This window comes from Pseudomonas sp. AC193, assembly GCF_979258075.1.
Genome location: NZ_OZ409832.1, coordinates 3,226,323 through 3,249,639, shown reverse-complemented (window position 1 = coordinate 3,249,639; position 23,317 = coordinate 3,226,323). Strand labels below are relative to the sequence as shown.

Genomic DNA, 23,317 nt, shown 5'->3' with positions numbered 1-23,317 from the left:
CGCGTCTCGCTAAAAAGGAAAAAGAGGGCAGGCTCACACGGCCTGGTCGAGGATGCTCAGCAAGCGGTCGATCTGCGCTTCGTTGTTGAGTAGCCCCGGTGCGGTGCGGATCACCGGGCCGACGTCACGCTCGACGGCATCAGCAACCACACGGTTGGCCATCAGGTGCGCGGCGATCTTGTCGCTGTCCTTGCCCTTGACCCGGAAGAAGGTGAAACCGGCAGAAAACTCCGGGCTCAACGGCGTCACCAGTTCGATCTGCGGGCGTTGCAGCAGACGTTTTTTCAGGTAGCTGTTGAGTTCATGAATGCGCGCCTGCACCTCGGCTTTGCCCAGTTGCAGGTGCAACTTGAACGCCTCGGTCAGCGCCCAGCGGTGTTCGAAGGCGTGATAGCCGCCCGGGGTCATCGTCGTGGAAAAGTGCTCGGCCTCGGAGAAGGTCGGGATGATCGGCGTGACGTATTTCACCTCCGGCGTGCGGCTGCAAACGATGCCGGTGCCACGTGGGCCGAACATCCATTTGTGTGTGCCGGCGATGAAGAAGTCGCAATTCATCGCCGGGAAACTCAGGTCTTCAACGCCAAATCCGTGCACGCCGTCGACCACATAAATGATCCGGTCAGCATCGCTGCGCCCACGGTTGTGTTTGTCGACCAGCGCGCCGATCGCGCCGAGCGGCAGCTTCACGCCGCTGCCCGAATGCACCCAGCACATGCCCAGAACGCGGGTCTCGGGGCGGATGCTGCGGTCGATGTTGGCGAGCAGTTGTTTCTCGCTGATCGTTTGCGGATCGTCGAACAAGCGAATCTTGCGCACCTTGGTGCCTTCACGTTCGCTGCGCAGTTCCAGAATCGTGTGGGTGGCGTAGTGCTCGTGTTCGGTGGTGAGGATTTCCTGATCGGCGCGCACGTGCACGCCGCCATAAATCATGGTCAGGCCTTCGGTGGTGCTGCCGGTCAGGGCGATCTGCTTGGCATCGGCTTGCAGGTATTGGCCGGCCCAGACGCGCACATCGTGTTCGCGCTGTTCGATCACGCCGACATCCCAGTCCATCGCCAGCCCCGGGTTTTTATCGAGTGCGGCGCGGTGCATTTCAATGGCGTCGCGCACCGGTTTCGGGTGGCTGGTGATGAGGAAGTTGGAGAAGTGCAGGTACTCGGGATCTTGATTGAACAGCTGCTGCAACTGCGCCCATTTATCGCGCGGCAACGGTGCGATCGGCGTGGCGGCAGCAACGCTCGGCAGGCTCGCGCCGAGTGGCAGCGCCGCCGCGAGGATTCCGGCCTGCTTGAGAAAATCACGACGATTGCTCATGGCTTGACGGTGTCCTGAGCAGCGGCCACTGCAGGTCTTGCGGATTTCTCGACCTGATCCCAGACGCGCAAAAAGTTGCCGCCCCAGAGCTTGGCGATGTCGGCTTCGGAGTAGCCGCGCGAGAGCAATTCGGCGGTGACGTTGCGGATCTCGCCAACGTTCTCCCAGCCTTTGACACCGCCGCCTTCGTTGAAGTCGGAGCTGATGCCGACGTGATCGATGCCGATCTTGCGCACGGTGTAATCGATGGCGTCGCCCAAATCTTTGAGGCTGGCTTTCGGTTCCTCTTCGAGAATCGCGTAGAGCTGACCGGCGTACTCGCCAAACTTCTGCTCCGACCACGCGGCGATGATCGGATCGCCCGGCATCAGCGCCATGGCCAGGTTTGGCAGCGGCGGCAGATCGTAGCGTTTGCGCAGTTCGTTGAGCTTGTCCTGAGTGCTTTGGGTCAGCGGGCGCAGGTACTGCGAGAAGCCGACGATCTGCACCACGCCGCCACTGTTTTTGATCAGCTGCAATTCCTTGTCGCTGAGGTTGCGCGGGATATCCACCATCGCCCGTGGTGCGGAGTGCGACGCCACCAACGGGGTGCGGCTCAGTTGCGCGACTTGCTCCAAAGCCTTGGTCGACATCTGCGAGACGTCGATGATCACGCCCAGATCGTTGAGGCGTTTGACCGCTTGCTTGCCCAGATCCGAGAGGCCATCGAGGGCGTCCGGCGAATCGTTGAAGAACGGCAACGGCCGCGACGAATCAGCCCAGTCGTTGTTGCCGATGTAGCTGAAACCGAACATGCGCATGCCGCGCGCCGTCCATAGATCCAGCAGGTTGAGGTCGTGGCCGAGCGGGTAGGCGTTGAGCATGCTGATGAAAATCGCAAACTTGCCTTCGCCATGCAGGCGACGGAAATCAGCGGGGGTGTAGGCGATCCCGACCTGATTGGGGAAGTCGCGCACCATGCCTGAAATGATCTTGTAGCGGATCTCTTGTTGATTGCGCGCCTCGTCGACGAAACCGGCGGTGGGTTTGTGCGGGGCGTTGGCGCCGTTCCAGATTTCCGGCCAGCCGAAAATCGTCAGCGCCGCGCCGGAAAGGCGACCACGGTTGGCTTTGACCAGGTCGAACTGGCCGCTGCCGTCCTTGTCGACCTCGTTGCCGGTGGTGCCGAAATCCTGGGTGACGGTGATGTGGCTGTCGAACGAGAGCATGCGCTCGTGCAGCGCTTCGGCCTGCTGCATGACTTTGTGCGGGTAGCCGGGATTGTCCTTGAACCAAGTGTCCCACACCGCAAAAGCAGCGCCGGCGCTGACCGCCAGAGCCAGCGGCAGGCCGATGAAAAGAGCCTTTTTCGAACGTGGTTTTGTCATTGCCATCTCAGTCAGGTTCGCCGTCGAGGTGCAGGCGCAGAGGCCTTTGCTATCTGGGAAGAACGAGTGGATGGCGGGGAAATTTAGCGGGAGGCGGGCAATCAATAACTGAGTGTGAGGTTCATTGTGGCGAGGGGATTTATCCCCGTTGGGCTGCGAAGCAGCCCCAAAACCCACACACGCGGTATGTCAGACACTCTGCGTTGTAAGGTTTTGCGAGCGCTTCGCACTCGAACGGGGATAAATCCCCTCGCCACAAGGGTGTCCATTCCGGGAAGTCGGTGCAGGGCTTAAATTTGCCGATCCAGCAAACGTTCTAGCTTGGATAAAGCCTGCTTCAGGGCTGACACAGGTAGGGCAATGAGGATTTCTCGACGATGGTTCATGGCAGGCCTGGCGTTGACCGGCGCTGCCGTTCCGGCGGCTTATTTCGGGCACCGTGAATGGACGAAGCCGGATCCGACGATCACCCCCGGTGAGGCGTCCTTCGATGTCGCCGACGTGGCCGGGCAGCGCCTGTCCAATGCCTTGCGCGGGGTCTGGGACATTCGATTTACCGGCATTGACGCCGGCCTCGATGGCTTGCCGGCTGAAGGGCTGGAAGTGTTTCTCGACATCGGCCAGAAGGGCTGGGGCGTCAATGGCTTCCTCGACACTGCCGAGCGCCTGCGCAGTGACGAAACACCTCGTTACCGAATTCTTGGCGATCTGGCCGGGACAGAGGCCTCGAAACTCAGTTGGCGGTTGCTCGGCACGGACGGTCGCGTCGATTACGAACTGAACATGATCCTCGATGAAGTCTGGGCTGACTTCGGCAATGCCGGCAGCGGCACCCTCAGCGGCACCGTGCAACGCCTCGATCGCCCGTTGGCCTTACCCGCGCAGGACAATCGCTTCATCGCCGTCAAATGCCTGTTCCCCGAAGCCCGCCAGCGCACGCCGTTGAATGCGCCGCTGCTGGCATGGCTGGTGTCGCCGGAACATCGCCTGTTCCATCAAGTCTGGCACGCCACCCGCGACAAATGGCACACGCTGCCCGAAGACAAACGCAATGCCCTGCGCGGCCTCGGCTGGCAGCCCGGGCCGCGTGACCAGGAGCGGGATGCGCGTGGCACGCACAAGGATCGCAACGGCTCCGGCATCGATTTCTTTTTCATGCACCGGCACATGCTCGGCACGGCGCGCTCGATGATGGATTTGCCGTCGTGGCAGTTCTTCCCATTGCCGCAACCGGAGCTGATCCGTGATCGCCAGGGCTTCGCGCGCTACTTCGACAACCACGACGGCACTTCGCTGCCGCCGACCTGGCTGGCGGCCGAAGATGACGAATACACCCAATGGGTCAGCGACCTGAAAACCGCCGAGACCTATCAAAGCAATTTTGAAGTCTGGGAATCGCAGTACCGCGATCCGCAATATCTGTCGAAGCTCACTTTGGGCCAGTTTGGTTCAGAAGTAGAGCTGGGCCTGCACGACTGGCTGCACATGCGTTGGGCGTCGGTGCCGCGTGACCCTTCCAACGGTCAGCCGGTGCCGCTGGCGCGTGATCTGGATGACTTCGCCGCCCGCTGGTTCGCCGCGGAAAACGATTTCCTTGGCGACCCGTTTTCATCCCATGTGAACCCGGTGTTCTGGCATTTTCATGGCTGGATCGATGATCGCATCGAGGACTGGTATCGCGCGCACGAGCGCTTCCATCCGGGCCAGGTCACGCGCCTTGAGGTCAACGGCGTGAAGTGGTTTGCCCCGGGTCGCTGGGTGGAAATCGCTGATCCATGGCTGGGGCCGGATACGCACGGTTGCAGCACTACGCCGGGCTTGCAGATGGGCCGATCAGTGGAGATGGATCCGGAAACCATGAAACTGGCCCTGCGCATCACCTTCGGCGAAGACGAAAACAAACTCGCCAACCTGTTCCGCCGCGTGCCGCAACGCCCGTGGTATGCGCGCAATCTCAAGCCGAAACAAACTTCGGCTTGAGACCGCGTCATCGTTCTTCGCGAGCAGGCTCGCTCCCACATTGGATCTCATTCCTACTGAAGGAACTCGGTCAAATGTGGGAGCGAGCCTGCTCGCGAAAGCGGCCTGACAGGCTGCGCAATTACAAAACCCGCCACCCACCCCCAAGCGCCTTATACAGCGCGATGCTCGCCTGCACCCGCGACAGCCGCAGTTGCACGTTCAGATCCTGCGCTGCATACAGCGTGCGCTGAGTTTCCAAAACCGTCAGCAAGTCTTCGGCCCCGGCCTGATAACGGCTTTGGGCGATGTTGAAAGCGGTCTGCGCCTGACTCAGTTCTTCGCTCTGCCACTGGCGTTGTTCGTCCAGCCCGCGAATGCTGTTGAGGGCTTTTTCGACGTCGGCGAAGCCGTTGATGATCGCGCCGCGGTAGGTTTGCAGCAGCTCATCCTGACGCGCCGTGGCCTTGTCGCGCTCAGCGCTGAGGCGGCCGTTATTGAAGATGGGTGCGACCAGCCCCGCAGTCAGGTTGTAGAAAGGACTGCGGATCAAATCATCAAACTTGTCAGCGCCCGAGCCGAGCTGCGCCGTCAATGTGACAGTGGGCAACATCGCGGCGCGAGCGACTTTGACGTCAGCCTCGGCGGCCGCCAATTGTGCTTCGGCGCGAGCAATGTCCGGGCGATGGGTGAGCAAATCGCTCGGCACACCGCTGGCAATCCCCGGCCATTGCAGGCGATCGAATGATTCCTGATTGGCCGCGAGTTGCTGCACCGGTTGGCCGAGCAGGGCGGCGAGGCTGATCAACGCATCCTGCGCCTGTTGTTGCACCAGCGGCAGTTGCCGTTGCTGGGCGGCGACCAGGCTTTTCTGCTGCGCCAGTTCCAGCGCTGTCGCCGAGCCAGAATCAAAGCGCGTCTGCACCAGTTTCAGCACGCTTTGCGCGTTGGCCAGATTCAGTTCGGCAATGCGGCTCTGCTCACGCAACGACAAGGTTTGCGCATAAGTATTGGCAACGCCGCTGAGCAACGTCAGCTCAACGGTCGCGCGATCAAATTCGCTGGCCTGCAACGCAAATTGCGCACTGTCGCGAGACGCCTGTTTACCGCCCCAGAAATCGATCTCATACGTCGCGCTCAAATTGGCATCGAAATAGTCCACGGCTTTATTGCTGCTGTCGGCATCCAACTGGCTGTAACCCTTGCCGCGCAACAGTTTCTGCCGATTGGCATTCAGTCCGGCCTTGACCTCCGGCAGCAACGAGCCGCCAGCAATCACCGTGCTGGCCTGCGCCTGCTGAACGCGCGCCACCGCAGCGGCAAGGTCAAAACTGCCGACGCGAGCCTGTTCGATCAGACGATCCAGCTCCGGGCTGCCAAACTGTGTCCACCATTGCGGGTTGTTGCGGGCGACGCTGGCGCTGTGTGGCGATTGCCACGCAGCGGGGGCTTGCACGCCGCTGTCCGGGCGCTGAACGGGACTGCCGCAGGCGCTGAGGAGCAGGCACACGGTCAACAAACTGAGGCGCGGTTTCATAGATCGATCATTCACTGGTAAGGGCCGTGACCGGGTCGAGCCGGGCAGCTTTGCGGGCCGGCATGAAGCCGAAGACAACACCGGTCACAAGGGCGCAACCGAAGGCGCCGAGCACCGCGAGCAACGAGAACGCCACGGCGATATCGCTGAGGATCAACACGCCGCCAACGATCAGCGCGAGGGCGATCCCGGCGATGCCGCCAACCACCGAAAGCATTACCGCTTCGGTGAGAAACTGGCGGAGGATGTCGCGTTGACGCGCGCCGGTGGCCATGCGAATACCAATCTCGCGGGTACGTTCGCGGACGGTCATCAGCATGATGTTCATCACACCGATACCGCCGACCAGCAGCGAGATCGCGGCAATCGAGCCAAGCATCAGCGACAGGGTGTTTTGCGTGCGCGCTTCGGCCTGAATCATCGCGGCGTTGTTGGTCAGTTCGAAATCCTTTTTGCCGTTGTGCAAGCGCAGCATCAGCTGTTCGATGGCGTGTTCGGCCTCTTTGACCTTGCGCGCATCGGTGGCGGCGATGGCCACGTATTCCGGATCGTGGGTGCCGAACAGGCGCACGCTGGCCGCCGAATAGGGTACGGCGATGCGGTCGTCACTGTCGGAATCACCGGAGCTGGCGCCTTTTTCCGCGAGCACGCCGACCACCTGAAACGGCACGTTTTCGATAAGAATGTATTGGCCGATCGGGTTGGCCACGTCCTTGAGTAATTTGTTGCGCACCTTATGGCCGATCACCGCGACGGCCGAGGCGTTTCGCTCGTCCTGCTCGGTGAAGTAACTGCCTTCCACCACCGGCCAATTGAAGATCGCCGGGAAGTTGGTGTCGTTGCCGCCGACGTAACTCAAGTGGTCGGCGTTGCCATAACGCACGCCGGCCTCGGTGCCGATCACCGGCATGATGCGTTGCACTTGCGGCAGGCTCGCCAGCGCGCGGACATCGTCGAGGGTGATGATTCCCGGTGGTGTGCGCGGGTTCGGCGCCGAGCCGCTCAGGTACAGAATGTTCGAACCGAACGCGCCCATTTGCGCCATGACCTGACGCTTGCTGCCTTCACCGACGGCGAGCATCACCACCACCGAGGCCACGCCGATGATGATGCCGAGCAACGTCAGCGCGGTGCGGAAGCGGTTGATCCACATCACTCGCCACGCCGCGTGCAGGGCGTCGACCAGCTCGCCCTTCCAGGCGCCAGTGGCTTCGGCACCTTCGCTCAGACGCTTGCGCAAGTCGACCGCTTGCAAGGCGCCGGGGTTGGCGCTGGTCTGGGCGTCGGGATTGTCTTTGGCGCTGTCGCTGATGATCAGGCCGTCGCTGATTTCGATGATGCGTTTGGCCCGCGCCGCCACTTCGCGGTCGTGGGTGATGAGAATCACCACATGGCCCTGACTGGCCAGTTCGTCGAGCAGCGCCATGACTTCTTTGCCGCTGTGGCTGTCGAGGGCGCCGGTCGGTTCGTCGGCGAGAATGATGTGGCCGCCGTTCATCAAGGCGCGGGCAATCGACACCCGTTGCTGCTGACCGCCGGACAACTGATGCGGACGGTTGCCGGTGCGTTCGGCGAGGCCGAGACGGTCGAGCAGGGCGGCGGCCCGGGCATGCCGTTCGGTGGCCGGAGTGCCGGCATAGATCGCCGGCATTTCGACGTTTTCCTGGGCCGAGCCGGATGGAATCAGGTGATAACCCTGAAACACGAAACCGAAGGCTTCACGGCGCAGCCAGGCCAGTTCATCGCTGTCGAGGCCGGCGACGTTTTCCCCGGCGAAACGGTATTCGCCACAGGTCGGTCGATCGAGGCAGCCAAGGATGTTCATCAGCGTCGATTTGCCGGAGCCGGAGGCGCCGACAATCGCGACGAATTCGCCAGCGTGGATCGACAGGTCGATGCCGCGCAGCACGTGAACTTCAGGCGCGTCGCCGCCACCGTAGGATTTGCGAATGTCCTGCAGGTCGATCAGGGGCGTTTGCATTCAACCCCCGCTGCCAGTGGCCGGGCCAATCAGCAAGTGATCGCCTTCACTGAGGCCATCGAGAATCTGCACCTTGAGCCGGTCACTGATGCCGGTGCGCACTTCGCGCGATTCGATGTTGCCGTTGGCAGCGACTACTTGTGCGGTCTGCCGGTCAGCTTTGACGCCGCCTTGCAGGGCGGCGACTGGCGCGGTGAGCACGTCCTTGGCCTGATTGGCGACGAAGAACACCTGCGTGGTCATTTCCGCCATCAGCGCGTTGTCGGCGTTATCGACATCAAGCAGAACGGTGTAGAGCACCACGCGCGCGCTGCCGCTTTTGCTGGTGCTGGTCGGGCTGCCGCCGCCCTGGCTGGTTTGATCGAGGGGTTTGGGCGGCACCGGCAGGATCTGCCGCACGGTGCTGCTCCAGCGCCGATTACCGCCGCTGAGCGTGGTGAAGTAAGCGCTCATGCCCGGTTTGACGTGACCGATATCCGCCTCGGAGACCTCGGCCCACACGGTCATCGGCGACAGTTTGGCGATGCGCAGAATCAGTGGCGTCTGTTGCTGGGCGTTGAGGGTCTGGCCTTCGCGCGCATCGAGAGCGACCACGGTGCCGGCCATTGGCGCGTAAATGCGCGTGTAGCCGAGTTCGGCCTGATCGCTGCGCAAGCTCGCTTCGGCCTGGCGGATCTGCGCCTGGAACATGTCGATGCGCGCTTGCGTGGCTTTCAGTTCGGCGCGGGCGGTTTGCACGTCTTCTTCGCGGGTTGCGCCGCCGGCAGCGAGGTTTTGCTGACGCTGATATTTCTGCTGCGCGAGCTCATGCTGCGCGCGCTGTTCCTGCAATTGCGCCTTGAGGTTTTCGATCGAGAAGCGCCCGGCGTCGAGTTTGGCCTTTTGCGTCGACGGGTCGATTTCCACTAGCAACTGGCCCTCTTTGACCACATCACCGACTTCGACGTGAATCTTTTGAATCTGCCCGGAAGCCTGCGCACCGACATCCACATAGCGTCGCGGTTGCAGGGTGCCGAGGGCGGTGACGCTGCTTTCTATATCGCCCCGCGACACTTGCACGGTGGCGAATTTATCCCGGCCCGGCGGCAACATTTGCCACGCGGCATAGCCGACGACGGGGATCAGACAAAGGACTACGAGCAGGGCGCGTCGGGCGGGGCGGGGACGTTTCATGCAGGGTTCCGGCCAGTGGAATTCGGCCCGTCATCCGGCCGCCGCGCACAGAGGGGGCAGCGCTGAACGCTGTCGCGGGGCGCGACAGACACGGGGAGCTGTCCTGTAAACGAGGAAAGAGCGGCGGAATTTAAGCGCTGACACACGAAGTAACAGCTATAGCGCAGCACTATTTATCGGGCAACGGCAAACACCACTTTAAATCTATATGAGAATTACTATAAATTACGCACCTCAAGTTGCCACTATCTTGCTACTGCGTTTCACGCCGTCGTCAATCGGTGTGCTCAAGGACAGAAACCGCACGTTTGCGGCCGGGAGTCATGTTGGAAAACTACTATCGCGAGCTGGTGTGTTTCCTTAACGCCAAGCTCGGCAATCGTCAGATTGCCGAAGATGTGGTGCATGACGCCTATCTGCGGGTGCTGGAACGTTCCAGCGATACCCCGATCGAGCAACCGCGTGCGTTTCTTTATCGTACGGCGCTGAACCTGGTCATCGACGACCATCGGCGCAACGCTTTGCGCCAGGTCGAATCACTCGATGTGCTCGACAACGAAGAGCGCTATTTCACCCCGTCGCCCCACAGCACTCTTGATCACGGCCAGCGTCTGGAAATGCTCCAGCGCGCGTTGGCAGAACTGCCGCCGCTGTGTCGCGACAGTTTTCTGCTGCGCAAGATCGAAGGCCTGTCGCACCCGGAAATCGCCGAACAGCTGGGCATTTCCAAGGCACTGGTGGAAAAACACATCGTCAATGCGATGAAACATTGCCGCGTGCGGATCAAACAATGGGACGCCCATTGAGCCGACTTCGTTAAATTTTATTTCACTGTCCTCGTTCCTACTCAACAGACGACCTGCTGTCCTGCTCAAGGCCGGTCAGGTCACTTAGGCTCTCCATGCCCCTTGTTGAGGGGTTCCTCCAGAGGACACTGGAAATGACTCAGGCAATTGCATCGCCCATCGTTCACGACCTGATCGGCGTCGGTTTCGGCCCTTCGAACCTGGCGCTGGCCATCGCTCTGCAAGAGCGCGGCCCGATCCATGGCGAGCTGGATGTGCTGTTCCTCGACAAGCAGGCCAATTACAGCTGGCACGGCAACACCCTGTCGACGCAGAGCGAGTTGCAGATTTCCTTCCTCAAGGATCTGGTGACCCTGCGCAATCCGACCAGCCCCTACTCGTTCGTCAACTACCTGAAGGATCACGGCCGTCTGGTCGACTTCATCAACCTCGGCACTTTTTACCCGTGCCGCATGGAGTACAACGACTACCTGCGCTGGGTCGCCGGCAAGTTCACCGAGCAGAGCCGTTACGGCGAAGAAGTGCTGACCATCGAGCCGGTGCTGCACAACCATCAGGTTGAAGCGCTGCGCGTAATTTCCCGAGGCAGCGACGGCCAGCAACATGTGCGCACCACCCGTTCGGTGGTGGTCAGCGCCGGCGGCACACCGCGAATTCCCGAGGCGTTCAAAGCGCTGAAGGGCGACAGCCGTGTGTTCCACCATTCGCAATACCTGTCGCAAATGGCCAAGCAGCCGTGCGTGAACAATCAGCCGATGAGCATCGCAATCATCGGCGGCGGGCAGAGCGCGGCGGAAGCGTTTATCGACCTGAACGACTCGTTCCCGTCGGTGCAGGTCGACATGATCCTGCGCGGCTCGGCACTGAAGCCTGCGGACGACAGCCCGTTCGTCAACGAAGTGTTTTCGCCGGAGTTCACCGACCTGGTGTTCCAGCAGAACAGCGCCGAGCGTGAGCGTCTGGTCAACGAGTACCACAACACCAACTACTCGGTGGTCGACATCGACCTGATCGAGCGCATCTACGGCATCTTCTATCGCCAGAAGGTCTCCGGGATTGCCCGTCATGCGTTCCGCACCCTGACCACGGTCGAGAGTGCTACTGCGACTGAAAACGGTATCGAGCTGGCCGTGCGCAACAACGCCACCGGCGAAGTCACCGTGCGCAACTACGATGCCGTTGTTCTGGCCACCGGTTACGAGCGGCAGATGCACCGCAAACTGCTGGCGCCGCTGGAAGAGTACCTCGGTGATTTCGAGGTCGACCGTAATTACAAACTCATCACCGACGAGCGCTGCAAGGCCGGCATCTACATGCAGGGCTTCTGCCAGGCCAGCCATGGTTTGAGCGACACCTTGCTGTCGGTGCTGCCGATTCGTGCGGACGAGATCGCCGGCTCGCTGTATGAGCATGGCAAGAATCGTGGGCATCGGTCGATGGCGGATCTGCTGTTGGCGACTGCCAGCTGATTTTTTAGCGCCTCACATACCGCCTTCGCGAGCAAGCCCGCTCCCACAGGGGATTTTCAGTGAACACAGATTTTGTGTCAGATGAAGATCCAATGTGGGAGCGGGCTTGCTCGCGAAGAGGCCAGCAGAAGCACCGAAAATTCTGAATCCTGAACCCTTCCTGAACATCCCCCACATTCCCCAACGCACTGCCTTTTGCGGGTTTACTCTGCAATCATCGGGGCGTAAGCTTCGCGCGTTTTCATCAATAGCGGAGACCCACAGTGGGTACTTGTTCGAGTGACAGTTGTCGGCCGGTCTCGGTAACCGGCAGATTCTCGGCAAGATAACGCGCAGACTTTCTCTGTCGTTGTCTCGCCGTAAAAGCGAGCAGCGGCATCCCGTGCATGACCCGTCCTGGGCCATGGCTAGACGTCCTTCTCATCGACGCTGAACAGAGCGTGGTTTCGACTTTACTGTCGTGATCGCAGCCCTATCGACACGCCTGTCTTTTCTGACCGGCGCGCCAAGCCTTGCCGTGCCGGTTTTTCCGGCGGACGAGGCGCGGCCGTACCTGCTTGACGGTTTCCCGGCTGACCACAGGGGCAACAGCCATGAAACTTACGCTCAAGGAATTTTTCGCAGGCTTCCTGCGCACCCGCCACATCGCCCGGCACTTTCGTCGCCTGGCGCTGCTGGAATCGATCAACGACACCACGGTCAGCCGTGAAGTCCCACCTACTTTGGCCAACACTCTGGTCGATGCCGCGCATTGCGACAGCGGTGTGCTGCTGTCGTCATTGGGCACGCATTCCGATGGCCTCACCGATTTCGAAGTCGATGCGCTACGTGCGCAATACGGCCTTAACGAAGTCGAACACGAGCAGCCGCTGCCGTGGTGGACTCACCTGTGGCACTGCTACAAAAACCCGTTCAACCTGCTGTTGACCCTGTTGGCGGTGATCTCGTGGCTGACCGAAGACCTCAAGGCCGCCGTGGTGATTTTCTCCATGGTGGTGCTGTCGACGCTGCTGCGCTTCTGGCAGGAAAGCAAATCCAACCAGGCCGCCGATGCGCTGAAAGCCATGGTCAGCAACACCGCGACAGTGATGCGCCGAGACGCGCCACGCAGCGAGTTGCCGATCAAACAATTGGTGCCAGGCGATCTGATCGTGCTCTCGGCCGGCGACATGATTCCTGCCGATTGCCGTGTGCTCAGCGCCAAGGATCTGTTCGTCAGCCAAGCGGCGATGACCGGTGAATCGATGCCGGTGGAGAAGTTTCCACGTCAGGCTGATCGCGACACGCGCAATCCGCTGGAGCTGGACAACATCCTGTTCATGGGCACCAACGTGGTGTCCGGCACTGCAGTGGCGGTGATCCTGACCACCGGCAACAGCACCTATTTCGGTGCGCTGGCCCAGCGGGTTGGCGCAACCGATCGCGCGGTCACTTCGTTCCAGCAAGGCGTCAACAAAGTCAGCTGGCTGTTGATCCGTTTCATGTTCGTCATGGCGCCGCTGGTGCTGTTCATCAACGGTTTCACCAAGGGTGACTGGACTGAAGCACTGCTGTTCGCGCTGTCGATTGCTGTCGGTCTGACTCCGGAAATGCTGCCGATGATCGTCACCTCGACGCTGGCCAAAGGCGCGGTGTTTCTGTCGCGCAAAAAAGTCATCGTCAAACGCCTCGATGCGATCCAGAACTTCGGCGCGATGGACGTGCTGTGCACCGACAAGACCGGCACGCTGACTCAGGACAAGATCTTCCTCGCGCGCAATGTCGACGTCTGGGGCGCTGATTCCGATGACGTGCTGGAAATGGCCTACCTCAACAGCTACTACCAGACCGGCCTGAAAAACCTGCTGGATGTCGCGGTGCTGGAACACGTGGAAATCCACCGCGAACTGAAAGTCGGCACGGCGTTTCGCAAGGTCGATGAGATCCCGTTCGACTTCAATCGTCGGCGTATGTCGGTGGTGGTCGAAGGGCGTGGCCAACCGCATCAGCTGATCTGCAAAGGCGCGGTGGAAGAAGTGCTGGCGGTGTGCAGCCGCGTGCGTCACGGCGACGTCGATGAAGCCTTGAGCGATGAATTGCTGACCAAGATTCGTCAGGTCACCGCAGCATTCAACGCTGAAGGCTTGCGCGTGGTGGCCGTGGCCGCTCGCTCGATGCCCGAAGGTCGCGAGATTTACAGCCTGGCCGATGAACAGGAACTGACGCTGATTGGTTACGTGGCGTTTCTCGATCCACCGAAAGAAAGCACTGCGCCCGCGCTGAAAGCCTTGGCCGAACATGGCGTGGCAGTGAAAGTGCTGACCGGCGACAACGAACTGGTGACCGCGAAGATCTGCCGTGAAGTCGGCCTCGCGCAACAAGGCCTGCTGCTGGGCAACGACGTCGAGCGCATGAGCGATGCCGAACTGGCGGTGGCGGTAGAGACCACCAATGTCTTCGCCAAACTGACGCCGTCGCACAAGGAGCGCATCGTGCGCATCCTTAAAGGCAATGGTCACGTGGTCGGGTTCATGGGCGACGGCATCAACGATGCGCCAGCACTGCGCACCGCCGACATTGGTATTTCGGTGGACAGCGCAGTGGATATCGCCAAGGAAGCGGCTGACATCATTCTTCTGGAAAAGAGCCTGATGGTGCTGGAGGAGGGCGTGCTCGAAGGGCGGCGCACCTTCGCCAACATGCTCAAGTACATCAAGATGACCGCCAGCTCGAACTTCGGCAACGTGTTCTCGGTGCTGGTCGCCAGTGCGTTTATTCCGTTCCTGCCAATGCTGCCGATGCACCTGCTGGTGCAGAACCTGCTCTACGACATTTCGCAGATCGCCATTCCGTTCGATAACGTCGACGAGGAAATGCTGAAAAAACCACAACGCTGGCAGCCGGGCGACGTCGGGCGCTTCATGCTGTTTTTCGGCCCGATCAGTTCGATCTTTGACATCACCACGTTCGCCTTGATGTGGTACGTCTTCGATGCCAACACCCCGGATCACCAGACGCTGTTCCAGTCCGGCTGGTTCGTGGTCGGGTTGCTGACCCAGACGCTGATCGTGCACATGATCCGCACGCCGAAGATTCCGTTCCTGCAAAGCCGCGCAGCCATGCCGCTGCTGGTGATGACCGGAATCATCATGGCGGTCGGCATCTTCCTGCCGATGGGGCCGCTGGCGCACTACTTCAAATTGCAGGCGCTGCCGTCGCTGTACTTCGTGTTCCTGCCGGTGATCCTGCTGGCGTACATGGCGCTGACCCAAGCGGTGAAAGGCTTCTACATCCGCCGCTTCGGCTGGCAATAATGCTGCCCCTGTAGGAGCTGCCGCAGGCTGCGATCTTTTGATCTTGTTTTTACAAGGCAACAGCAAAAGATCGCAGCCTTCGGCAGCTCCTACAGGGGCTCGTTTCAAGCAGGCCCCACAAGGGGGTTTGTGTTTTTTCAGGGAGATGACGATGCAAGCCATCAACAACCTCAACCTCGATTCGCTGCTCGACACCCTCGTCAGCCTCAGCGCCGCGTTCATCCTCGGTGGCCTGATCGGTTTTGAACGGCAATACCGGCAACGCACCGCCGGCCTGCGCACCAACGTGCTCGTCGCCGTCGGCGCAGCGATTTTCGTCGACATGGCCAACCGTCTCGCCGGCGCTGAAGGCGCGGTGCGTGTGGTCGCTTACGTGGTCTCCGGCATCGGTTTTCTCGGCGCCGGGGTGATCATGCGTGAAGAGGGCAACGTGCGCGGTCTCAACACCGCCGCGACGCTGTGGACGTCTGCGGCAGTGGGCGCCTGCGCCGGCGCCGACCTGCTCGCCGAAGCCGTGCTCGGCACGCTGTTTATTCTCGCTGCGAACACCTTGCTGCGGCCGATCGTCAACAACATCAACCGCCAACCGCTGGACGTGGTGTCGGCGGAAGTCACCAACATCGTCTACGTTATCGCCCGGCGCTCGCAGCAAACGGCGGTGTTCGCGTTGCTCGAAGCGGAGCTGGAACGCAGTAATTACCCGGCCAGTGATGTCGACGTGCATGCCTTCGGTGCGGACGAAATCGAGATCGAGGCGACATTGGCGACAACGTCGGTGGACGGCGATGAGCTGGACGCACTGGTCGCGCGGATCTCGACGTCAGCGTTGGTGGTGCAGGCATTCTGGAGTCCGAGTACCACCGAATAGCGGCACTTTGTTGGCGCCGGCCTGGCGTGGCCGAGCGCGTGAATCAAGGGATTACCGCCAGTCTTTTTAGGACGCGTCCTACAGAATCTTCCGTTTGGCCTCCGTAGGCTTGCATTCATTTGAAGCCGTCTAACCCGTGAGGTTTACGATGAACAACAAAGCCCTGCGCATCCTGATCGCCGATCCGCAACATTTTCACCGCATGAAAATCGAGCGTGCATTCAATGGCCTCGGCTACTACCGCGTGGCACCGGTGCAGAGCCTGGTCGACCTGCTGACCCTGGTCGATTACGGCTGCGAACCCTTCGACATCGTGGTGATCAACGCAGAGATGGCCGCGGGCTCACTGGATCTGCTGGGGTTTTTCCTCGATAACCCGCATGTTCGCCACGCCTTGATCTACAACGAACCTACTGCGCCATCACGGGCGATCCCGGGTTTTGCGCAGGATAATGTGCAGATCAGCCATTGCGTGTTGCCGAATGCGCGAATGATCGAGCAGTTGGCGGCGCTGGCCGATGCGCCAAAACCTGGAGCCTGCGCTGACTTGACGCGTGTTCCAGCGTTGAAACGTCAGGCTTAGACACAAATATTCAATGGCCGCAACTGTCAAACCTGACAGGTAGATTCGCCGCCATTCCCGTGCAACAGTCAATGCGCAGCCACCCTGTCCGTCAACGCGACAGCGGGGCGCCATTGTCTGGTCTTGCCATCGGGAGTGTTCATGAAGTCAGCGCTGGTCGTCGAAGATCATCCGGTGGTGTTTGCCGCCGTCAGAATCGTGCTGCAAGCCGAAGGCTTCAAAGTTATCCACGAAACCTCCAGTGGTCTTGAGGTTTTGGCATTGATCCGCCAACACCAGCCGGATCTGCTGATACTCGATCTGAATTTGCCTGGCCTGGATGGTCTCGAAGTGCTGGCGCGGATCAAGGCCAATGATCTGAACTGTCGGGTGTTGATCTTTACCTCGCGTGAAGCGCGTTTTTATCAGGAGCGCTGCCTGCGTGCTGGCGCCATGGCGTTTGTGCCCAAGACTAATCAGCTGGAGCAGTTGCACAAGGCGATTCAGGCGCTGATGTCGGGGTACACCTACTTCACGGCATTGCCTGATCAGGCAAACGCATCGAACGCTCTGCACTACACCGAGAAGCAGATGATCGATCAGCTTTCCGATCGGGAGCTGAGCATATTCGTGCAACTGGCGCGAGGAGCGCCCAACAAGACCATCGCCGAAGACATGCACCTGAGCCACAAGACTGTCAGCACCTACAAAACCCGATTGATGACAAAACTGGGCGTCTCCTCCGGCGTTCACTTGCGTGATTTCGCTAAGCGCAATCACTTGATCTGAGAGCCCGCACATGCGCATCGGCCGCTGGGTTGTGATTGCATTGGCGGCGTGGGCGCTGACCGCGTCGGCCGAAACGGCGCCAACGATGTTGGAGATCCTTACGCGAACCCGGCTGGAGAATGTTCAAGTACGGCTCGACGGCACCGACCGGCAATGGCTGCGCCAGCACCCGGTGTTGCGCATGGGCATTTCCGGGCCGGATTACCCGCCGTTCGAATTGACCCGCAACCACCATCAACTGGAAGGGCTCAGCGCCGATTACGCTGATCTACTCGCGCAACTGCTGAATATGCGTGTCGAAGTGCTGCGTTACGCCAATCGGGAAGCGGCCATTACCGCGCTCAAACGGGGCGAGCTGGACGTACTCGGCACCTCAAACAATTTTGAACTGGCTGACCCTGAACTGGTGCTGTCTCGCGCATACGCCGAAGATCAGCCGATGCTGGTGACCCGGCTCGGAGAAGCGCCGCTGGCCGATCATGTCGGCAAACGCCTGGCCATGGCCGAAGATTATTTGCCACTGGCGACCGTGCAGGGCTTTTATCCACAGACGCATATTCAGCTTTACCACTCGGCCATGGACGCGCTCGGCGCCGTGGCCTTCGGCAGAGACGATGCCTACCTCGGCGACTTCATCAGTGCCAACTACCTGATCAACACCAATTACCGCAACGACGTGCAACTGGCCGGGCCGTCGGGGCTGGATGCCAACCCGTTCGGCTTCGCGCTGCGCCGCACGGATGCGCGATTGAAGCGGATCATCGACAAGGCGCTGGCCGCCATTCCTCTGCTCCAGCGCCAGATTATCGAACAACGCTGGAGCGCCGGGCGCGCGGAAATGGCCGAGCAGTCGCAAGTACGCCTGAGTGCTAAAGAACAGCGCTGGCTCGACCAGCATCCGCGTGTGCGGGTCGGCGTTATCGATGATTTTGCGCCGCTGTCGTTTTTTGATGCCGAAGGTCGCCTCAGCGGGCTCGCGGCGCCGTTGTTGAGTCTGATCAGTCAGCGCAGCGGCCTGACGTTCGAGGTGGTGCGCGGTCGCTCGCTGGATCGCCAGATCGAGCAATTGAAGGTTGGCGAGCTCGATGTGCTGCCAGTGGTGACGCCGAGCAGTGAGCGTGAAGCCGAATTGCGCTTTACCCGAGCGTATCTGAGCAATCCGTTCGTGCTGGTCACGGCAGCAGGTGTGGACAGCCCGCGCAGCCTCGATGATCTGGCCGGCAAACGCCTGGCGATTTATCGCGGGCATCCGTTGCGCGGGTATTTGCTCGAGCATGCACCGCAAGTGAAGTTGGTCGAAGTGCCCAGCCCGGCGGCGGGCATGGACATGATCGGCAAGGGCCAAGCGGACGCGACCCTGAGTTCGCTGCTGGTGGCGCGTTATCTGATCGCCCGTCATTACCGTGAGCGCGTGCGCATTGTCACCACAGTCGGTGATCAACCCGCCAGAATCGCCTTGGCCACGGTGCCGCAGGCGGCTGAGCTGCAGTCGATTCTGAACAAGGCATTGCTGAGCATCGCACCACAGGAAATCGATGAACTGGTCGGCCGCTGGAGCCATGACATGGTGGTCGATGACAGCTATTGGCTGCGTCATCGCGGGGAGATTTTGCGCGGTTTTATCGGCGCTGCGGTGTTGCTGCTATTGGCGCTGGCGTGGATCGGTTTTCAGCGCCGGCAGATCCGTCAACGACAGCAATGGTTGCAGCAATTGCAGGAGGCCAAGGACGTGGCCGACGATGCCAATCGTGCGAAAACCACGTTTCTGGCGACCATGAGCCATGAAATCCGCACGCCGATGAACGCCTTGATCGGCATGCTTGAACTGGCCCTGAAACGCGCGGAGGAGGGCGTGACTGATCGTCTGGCGATTCAGGTTGCATCCAGTGCCGGGCAGCAATTGCTGGCGCTGATTGGCGACATTCTTGATATTGCGCGGATTGAATCGGGGCATTTATCGCTGGCGCCCGAACGCGCGAATCTGCGTGAACTGGTGGGATCGGTGTGCCGGGTGTTTGAAGGGTTGGCGCGGCAGAAACGGTTGCTCTGGCACCTTGATCTAGAGGCTGGCAGTGACGTTGATGTGCTGATCGACCCGACGCGGTTCAAGCAGGTGCTGTCCAATCTGATGAGCAATGCGATCAAGTTCACCGAGACCGGCGAAGTGAGTTTGCAACTGCGCGTGAATGCTTTGGAGGCCGGACAACTGGCGGTCTGCGTGATTATCGAAGACAGCGGCATTGGCATCAGCCCTGAAGACAGGCAGCGTTTGTTCAGTCCATTTGTGCAGGCCGGCAATGACCCGCATGCGGCGCGCAGTGGTTCGGGGTTGGGCTTGGTCATCAGTCGCAGCCTGTGCGAAATGATGGGCGGCGAGTTGCAACTCGAGAGCAAACCCGGCGTCGGTACGCGAGTCACCGTTCGGCTTGAGGTGGCGTTGCTGGAAGCGCTCGAACAAAACCATGCGCCCACGCCAATCGCCTCCGAACCCGTGCAATCGCTGAGCATTCTGGTGGTGGACGATCACCCGGTGAACCGCTTGTTGCTGTGTTGGCAACTCAGTGAGTTGGGGCACCGGACGGTCGACACTGAAGACGGCGAGCAGGGCTTGAAACTGTGGCGCGAGCAATCTTTTGACGTGCTGATCACCGACTGCAACATGCCCCGGCGCAGCGGTTATGAACTGGCGCGCGCGATTCGTCAGGACGAAGCGCTCGCAGGTGTCGGTCGACGTTTGATTATTGGTTTTACGGCCAATGCGCTGGTCGAGGAAAGAGCTCGTTGCCTCGCAGCGGGCATGGACGATTGCCTGTTCAAACCGATTCGTTTGCACGATCTGAGTGTGGCGTTGAGCGGCGCCAGCCACATTGAGCGAGGTATCGAGCGATCAGAGAATCCGCCGCAGGCTGAGTTCGACCTCAGCGCGCTGGAGCAGTTGGCGGGGAATAACCGCGCCCTCATCGTTCACCTGCGCAAAGAAGTACTGAACAGCCTGCACGCCGATTTGCTGCGCCTCGACGATCTGTTGCAAACCCCTGACCGTGGCGGCCTGCGCGATCTGGCCCATCACATCAAGGGCGGTGCACAAATGGTCGGCGCCGCGCGCGTGGTGTCGGCGTGTACCGACCTCGAACACGCCTGCCGCGATGCTGAAAGCGCAACGCTGGGGGTTAGCGCCAGCGCATTGCGCGAGGCCATGCAAGGTCTCGCGCAACGGCTTCAGGCCTGAGCGATCAGTCCCAGATGGGTGCGATGCCTTTCGGGCTGGTCAGACGATGGCCGCGCTCCAGCGTGGCGATTTGCGCCATGTCGGCATCGCTCAGCTTGAGGGCGGTGGCGCCGAGGTTGCTGTGCAGGTTGGCGCGCTTGGTCGACGACGGAATCACCGCGTACCCCGATTGCATGGCCCATGCCAGCGTGACTTGTGCCGGAGTGGCTTGCAGGCGTGCAGCGATCTGCTCGATCACCGGATCCTTCAAGACTTCACCGTAAGCGAGGGTCATGTACGAGGTGATGTGAATGCCCTGGCTTTTGGCGAACTCAGCCACCGCGCGGTTTTGCAGGTACGGGTGCAGTTCGATCTGGTTAGTGGCGATATTGTCGGCGCCGACGGCTTTGATCGCTTGCTTCATCAGGTCGATGGTGAAGTTGGATACGCCGATCTGCCGGGTCAGGCCCAGACGTTTGGCTTCCAGCAGAGCGCCCATGAATTCTTCGACGGGTACCTGATCTTCCGGCGATGGCCAATGGATCAGCGTCAGGTCGAGGTAGTCGGTTTGCAGTTTCTGCAGGCTCTCTTTGAGGCTGTCGATCAGGCGATCCTTGGCGAAGTTGGCGATCCAGATTTTGCTGGTGATGAACAGGTCTTCGCGGGGGATGCCGCTGGCGGCGATGGCTTGGCCGACGTCGGCTTCGTTTTCATAAATTTGCGCGGTGTCGATGACGCGGTAACCGAGTTCGAGGGCGGTGCTCACCGAGTCAATGACCACCTGGCCTTGCAGGCGAAAGGTACCGAGGCCGAAAGCGGGAACAGACATGAAGGACTCCAAGGGATTGCAGTGGGAATGCGGTCGAGTATCCGCGTGTGCATCCTTGAGAAAAACCGCTGCTGGGGCAAAGCAGTGTTGAGCAGAAGTCATGAATCACATTTGAGTTTTGTGTTGTCTGGACTGGCCTCTTCGCGAGCAAGCCCGCTCCCACAGGATTTGGGGGTGTACCCAACATTCATTACCAACATAACTCCCTGTGGGAGCGGGCTTGCTCGCGAAGGACGCGCCGCCGATTCAAGCAATGTCGCTGCGCGCAAACTCTTCCCCAAGAAAATCAATCAACGTGCGCACCGACGGCAACAACCCCCGCCGCGACGGAAAGATCGCATGCACCACCCCACACTTCGGTGCCCACCCCGGAATCAACTCCACCACGCGCCCGGCGGCAATGTCCTCGCGCACCACCACACTCGGCAAATGCGCCACGCCGACCCCGGCAATCACTGCCTGACGTAATGCAATCAAATCATCAGTAACCATGCGCGGCGTGTGCCGGATCAGCGCCGTGTTGTCATTCGGCCCGAGCAGTTCCCACTGATACTCACGCTGCGCCGCGCCCCAATGCAGGCTCGGCAAACCGTTGAGGTCAGCGGGCGAGGGCGGTGACGACAGGCGTTCGACAAACTGCGGGCTACCGACCACCGACTGCATGCTGTTGCCCAGCACCTTCATGACCATGTCGGTGTTTTCCAGCGGCGGAAAGCGCACGCGCAAAGCGATATCGAAACCTTCGTGAATCAGGTCGACGCGACGATTGGTGCTCTCGATGAACAACTCAACCAGCGGATACTTGAGCATGTAGCGCGTGAGCATCGGCCCGACCCACGAGTTGAGCAACGCCGTCGGGCAACTCAGGCGCACCAGACCCTGCGGCTCGGAGCGGTTGCGTTCGATCAGTTCGGCGGCGCTTTCGGCTTCGATGCGCATGGCCAGACAACGCTGGTAATAGGCCTGGCCGATTTCAGTCAGCGAACAATGGCGGCTGGTGCGGTGCAGCAGGCGTACACCGAGGCGTTCTTCCAGCTCGGCAATTCGTCGGCTGAGCTTCGATTTGGGCATGTCCAGCGCACGCCCGGCGGCGGCGAATCCGTGGTGTTCGACCACTTGGGTGAAGTAGTAAAGGGTGTTGAGGTCTTCCACCATCGTTCTCCAGATAGAACGCTAAGGCTGATTTTTGCAGTCTAGTGCATTAATGGTCATGGATTTAAGCTTAATCCATCGCATCACTCACCCCAATTGGAGACAACCATGAAAAACATCATCGGTATCTACACCAGCCCACGCGGCCATTGGGTCGGCGATGGTTTCCCGGTTCGCACGCTGTTTTCCTACGACAACCTGGGCAAACACATCAGCCCGTTCCTGCTGCTCGATCACGCTGGGCCCGCCGATTTCACCCCGACCACCGAACGGCGTGGCGTTGGTCAGCATCCGCACCGTGGTTTCGAAACGGTGACTATCGTTTATGACGGTGAAGTGCAGCACCGCGATTCGACCGGCAGTGGCGGCGTCATCGGCCCGGGCGATGTGCAATGGATGACGGCGGCGTCCGGGATCCTCCACGAGGAGTTTCACTCGGATGACTTCGCCAAAACCGGCGGCAAACTGGAAATGGTGCAGCTTTGGGTCAACCTGCCGGCCAAGGACAAAATGGCCGCGCCGGGCTATCAGACCATTCTCGACAGCGACATTCCGAGCATCGCGCTCAAGGACAACGCCGGCAGCCTGCGTCTGATCGCCGGTGAGTTCGATGGCCACACCGGCCCGTCGCGCACGTTCACGCCAATCGACGTGTGGGATCTGCGCCTGAACGCCGGCAAGTTGCTGACGCTGGATCTGCACGAAGGCCGCAACACCGCGCTGGTGGTGTTGAAAGGCTCGGTGCAGGTCAACGGTGTGGAATCGGTGCGCGAAGGGCAGTTGGCGCTGTTCGAACGTGATGGCAAGCAACTGACCCTCGAAGCCAGCCAGGACGCGGTGGTGTTGTTGCTCAGCGGCGAGCCGATCGACGAACCGATCGTCGGCCACGGCCCGTTCGTGATGAACACCGAGCAGGAAATCCACCAGGCCTTCGCCGACTTCCAGTCCGGCCGCTTCGGCCAGATGCACGCTTAACGCACAACCACTCCGCTCTACACAGGACGCGTAGG

The 23,317-nt window shown here is 60.5% G+C and carries 16 protein-coding genes; 9 read left to right on the top strand and 7 right to left on the bottom strand.

Going from position 1 to position 23,317, the window contains the following annotated elements:
* Positions 1-33: 33 nt before the first annotated feature.
* Positions 34-1,314 (bottom strand): pyoverdine-tailoring periplasmic protein PvdN, encoded by a 1,281-nt coding sequence (pvdN, locus tag ACZZ0D_RS14730; RefSeq protein ID WP_463553639.1) that lies wholly within the window; start codon positions 1,312-1,314, stop codon positions 34-36.
* Complete coding sequence (gene pvdM, locus ACZZ0D_RS14725; RefSeq protein ID WP_463553638.1) at positions 1,311-2,681, bottom strand: pyoverdine-tailoring dipeptidase-like protein PvdM; 1,371 nt, start codon at positions 2,679-2,681, stop codon at positions 1,311-1,313. The genes pvdN and pvdM overlap by 4 nt, the downstream gene beginning before the upstream one ends.
* Before the next feature lie 360 nt (positions 2,682-3,041).
* Between pvdM and pvdP the strand changes: the two genes are divergently transcribed.
* Positions 3,042-4,661 (top strand): pyoverdine maturation tyrosinase PvdP, encoded by a 1,620-nt coding sequence (gene pvdP / locus ACZZ0D_RS14720; protein ID WP_463553637.1) that lies wholly within the window; start codon positions 3,042-3,044, stop codon positions 4,659-4,661.
* 121 nt (positions 4,662-4,782) lie between these two features.
* On the opposite strand, the gene ACZZ0D_RS14715 is transcribed toward pvdP, so the two are convergent.
* From ACZZ0D_RS14715 to ACZZ0D_RS14705, 3 genes are read right to left on the bottom strand one after another with little or no spacing between them, the layout of a single operon-like run.
* Positions 4,783-6,177: an efflux transporter outer membrane subunit gene (locus ACZZ0D_RS14715; protein ID WP_463553636.1), complete on the bottom strand. Its 1,395-nt coding sequence runs from the start codon at positions 6,175-6,177 to the stop codon at positions 4,783-4,785.
* 7 nt (positions 6,178-6,184) lie between these two features.
* Positions 6,185-8,158 carry a MacB family efflux pump subunit gene (locus tag ACZZ0D_RS14710; protein ID WP_053118862.1) on the bottom strand — a complete coding sequence of 658 codons (1,974 nt, stop codon included), beginning with the start codon at positions 8,156-8,158 and terminating at the stop codon, positions 6,185-6,187.
* Positions 8,159-9,331 carry an efflux RND transporter periplasmic adaptor subunit gene (locus ACZZ0D_RS14705; protein ID WP_463553635.1) on the bottom strand — a complete coding sequence of 391 codons (1,173 nt, stop codon included), beginning with the start codon at positions 9,329-9,331 and terminating at the stop codon, positions 8,159-8,161.
* Positions 9,332-9,654: 323 nt separating this feature from the next.
* Between ACZZ0D_RS14705 and ACZZ0D_RS14700 the strand changes: the two genes are divergently transcribed.
* From ACZZ0D_RS14700 to ACZZ0D_RS14670, 7 genes are all read left to right on the top strand, one after another.
* A complete protein-coding gene (locus ACZZ0D_RS14700; protein ID WP_053118866.1) occupies positions 9,655-10,137 on the top strand; it encodes a sigma-70 family RNA polymerase sigma factor in 483 nt (160 codons plus the stop codon).
* A 134-nt stretch (positions 10,138-10,271) separates the two neighbouring features.
* On the top strand, positions 10,272-11,606 hold the full coding sequence (locus tag ACZZ0D_RS14695) for a lysine N(6)-hydroxylase/L-ornithine N(5)-oxygenase family protein (RefSeq protein ID WP_053118867.1): 1,335 nt from the start codon (positions 10,272-10,274) through the stop codon (positions 11,604-11,606).
* Positions 11,607-12,199: 593 nt separating this feature from the next.
* Positions 12,200-14,899 (top strand): magnesium-translocating P-type ATPase, encoded by a 2,700-nt coding sequence (mgtA, locus tag ACZZ0D_RS14690; protein ID WP_282354550.1) that lies wholly within the window; start codon positions 12,200-12,202, stop codon positions 14,897-14,899.
* Positions 14,900-15,050: 151 nt separating this feature from the next.
* The gene (locus tag ACZZ0D_RS14685) at positions 15,051-15,767 is read left to right on the top strand and encodes an MgtC/SapB family protein (RefSeq protein ID WP_007913384.1); all 717 of its coding nucleotides are present in this window, start codon (positions 15,051-15,053) and stop codon (positions 15,765-15,767) included.
* Positions 15,768-15,915: 148 nt separating this feature from the next.
* Entirely contained in the window at positions 15,916-16,350 is a 435-nt protein-coding gene (locus ACZZ0D_RS14680) for a chemotaxis protein CheY (protein WP_463553634.1), read from the top strand.
* Positions 16,351-16,491: 141 nt separating this feature from the next.
* Positions 16,492-17,118: a response regulator gene (locus ACZZ0D_RS14675; protein WP_426617941.1), complete on the top strand. Its 627-nt coding sequence runs from the start codon at positions 16,492-16,494 to the stop codon at positions 17,116-17,118.
* A gap of 10 nt (positions 17,119-17,128) precedes the next feature.
* On the top strand, positions 17,129-20,347 hold the full coding sequence (locus ACZZ0D_RS14670) for an ATP-binding protein (protein WP_463553633.1): 3,219 nt from the start codon (positions 17,129-17,131) through the stop codon (positions 20,345-20,347).
* A gap of 4 nt (positions 20,348-20,351) precedes the next feature.
* Here the strand turns inward: ACZZ0D_RS14670 and dkgB are convergent, their stop codons facing one another.
* The gene (gene dkgB, locus ACZZ0D_RS14665) at positions 20,352-21,155 is read right to left on the bottom strand and encodes a 2,5-didehydrogluconate reductase DkgB (RefSeq protein WP_053118877.1); all 804 of its coding nucleotides are present in this window, start codon (positions 21,153-21,155) and stop codon (positions 20,352-20,354) included.
* A gap of 246 nt (positions 21,156-21,401) precedes the next feature.
* Entirely contained in the window at positions 21,402-22,310 is a 909-nt protein-coding gene (locus ACZZ0D_RS14660) for a LysR substrate-binding domain-containing protein (protein ID WP_159812926.1), read from the bottom strand.
* 105 nt (positions 22,311-22,415) lie between these two features.
* Between ACZZ0D_RS14660 and ACZZ0D_RS14655 the strand changes: the two genes are divergently transcribed.
* Positions 22,416-23,282 carry a pirin family protein gene (locus tag ACZZ0D_RS14655; protein WP_400750477.1) on the top strand — a complete coding sequence of 289 codons (867 nt, stop codon included), beginning with the start codon at positions 22,416-22,418 and terminating at the stop codon, positions 23,280-23,282.
* Positions 23,283-23,317: the final 35 nt, after the last annotated feature.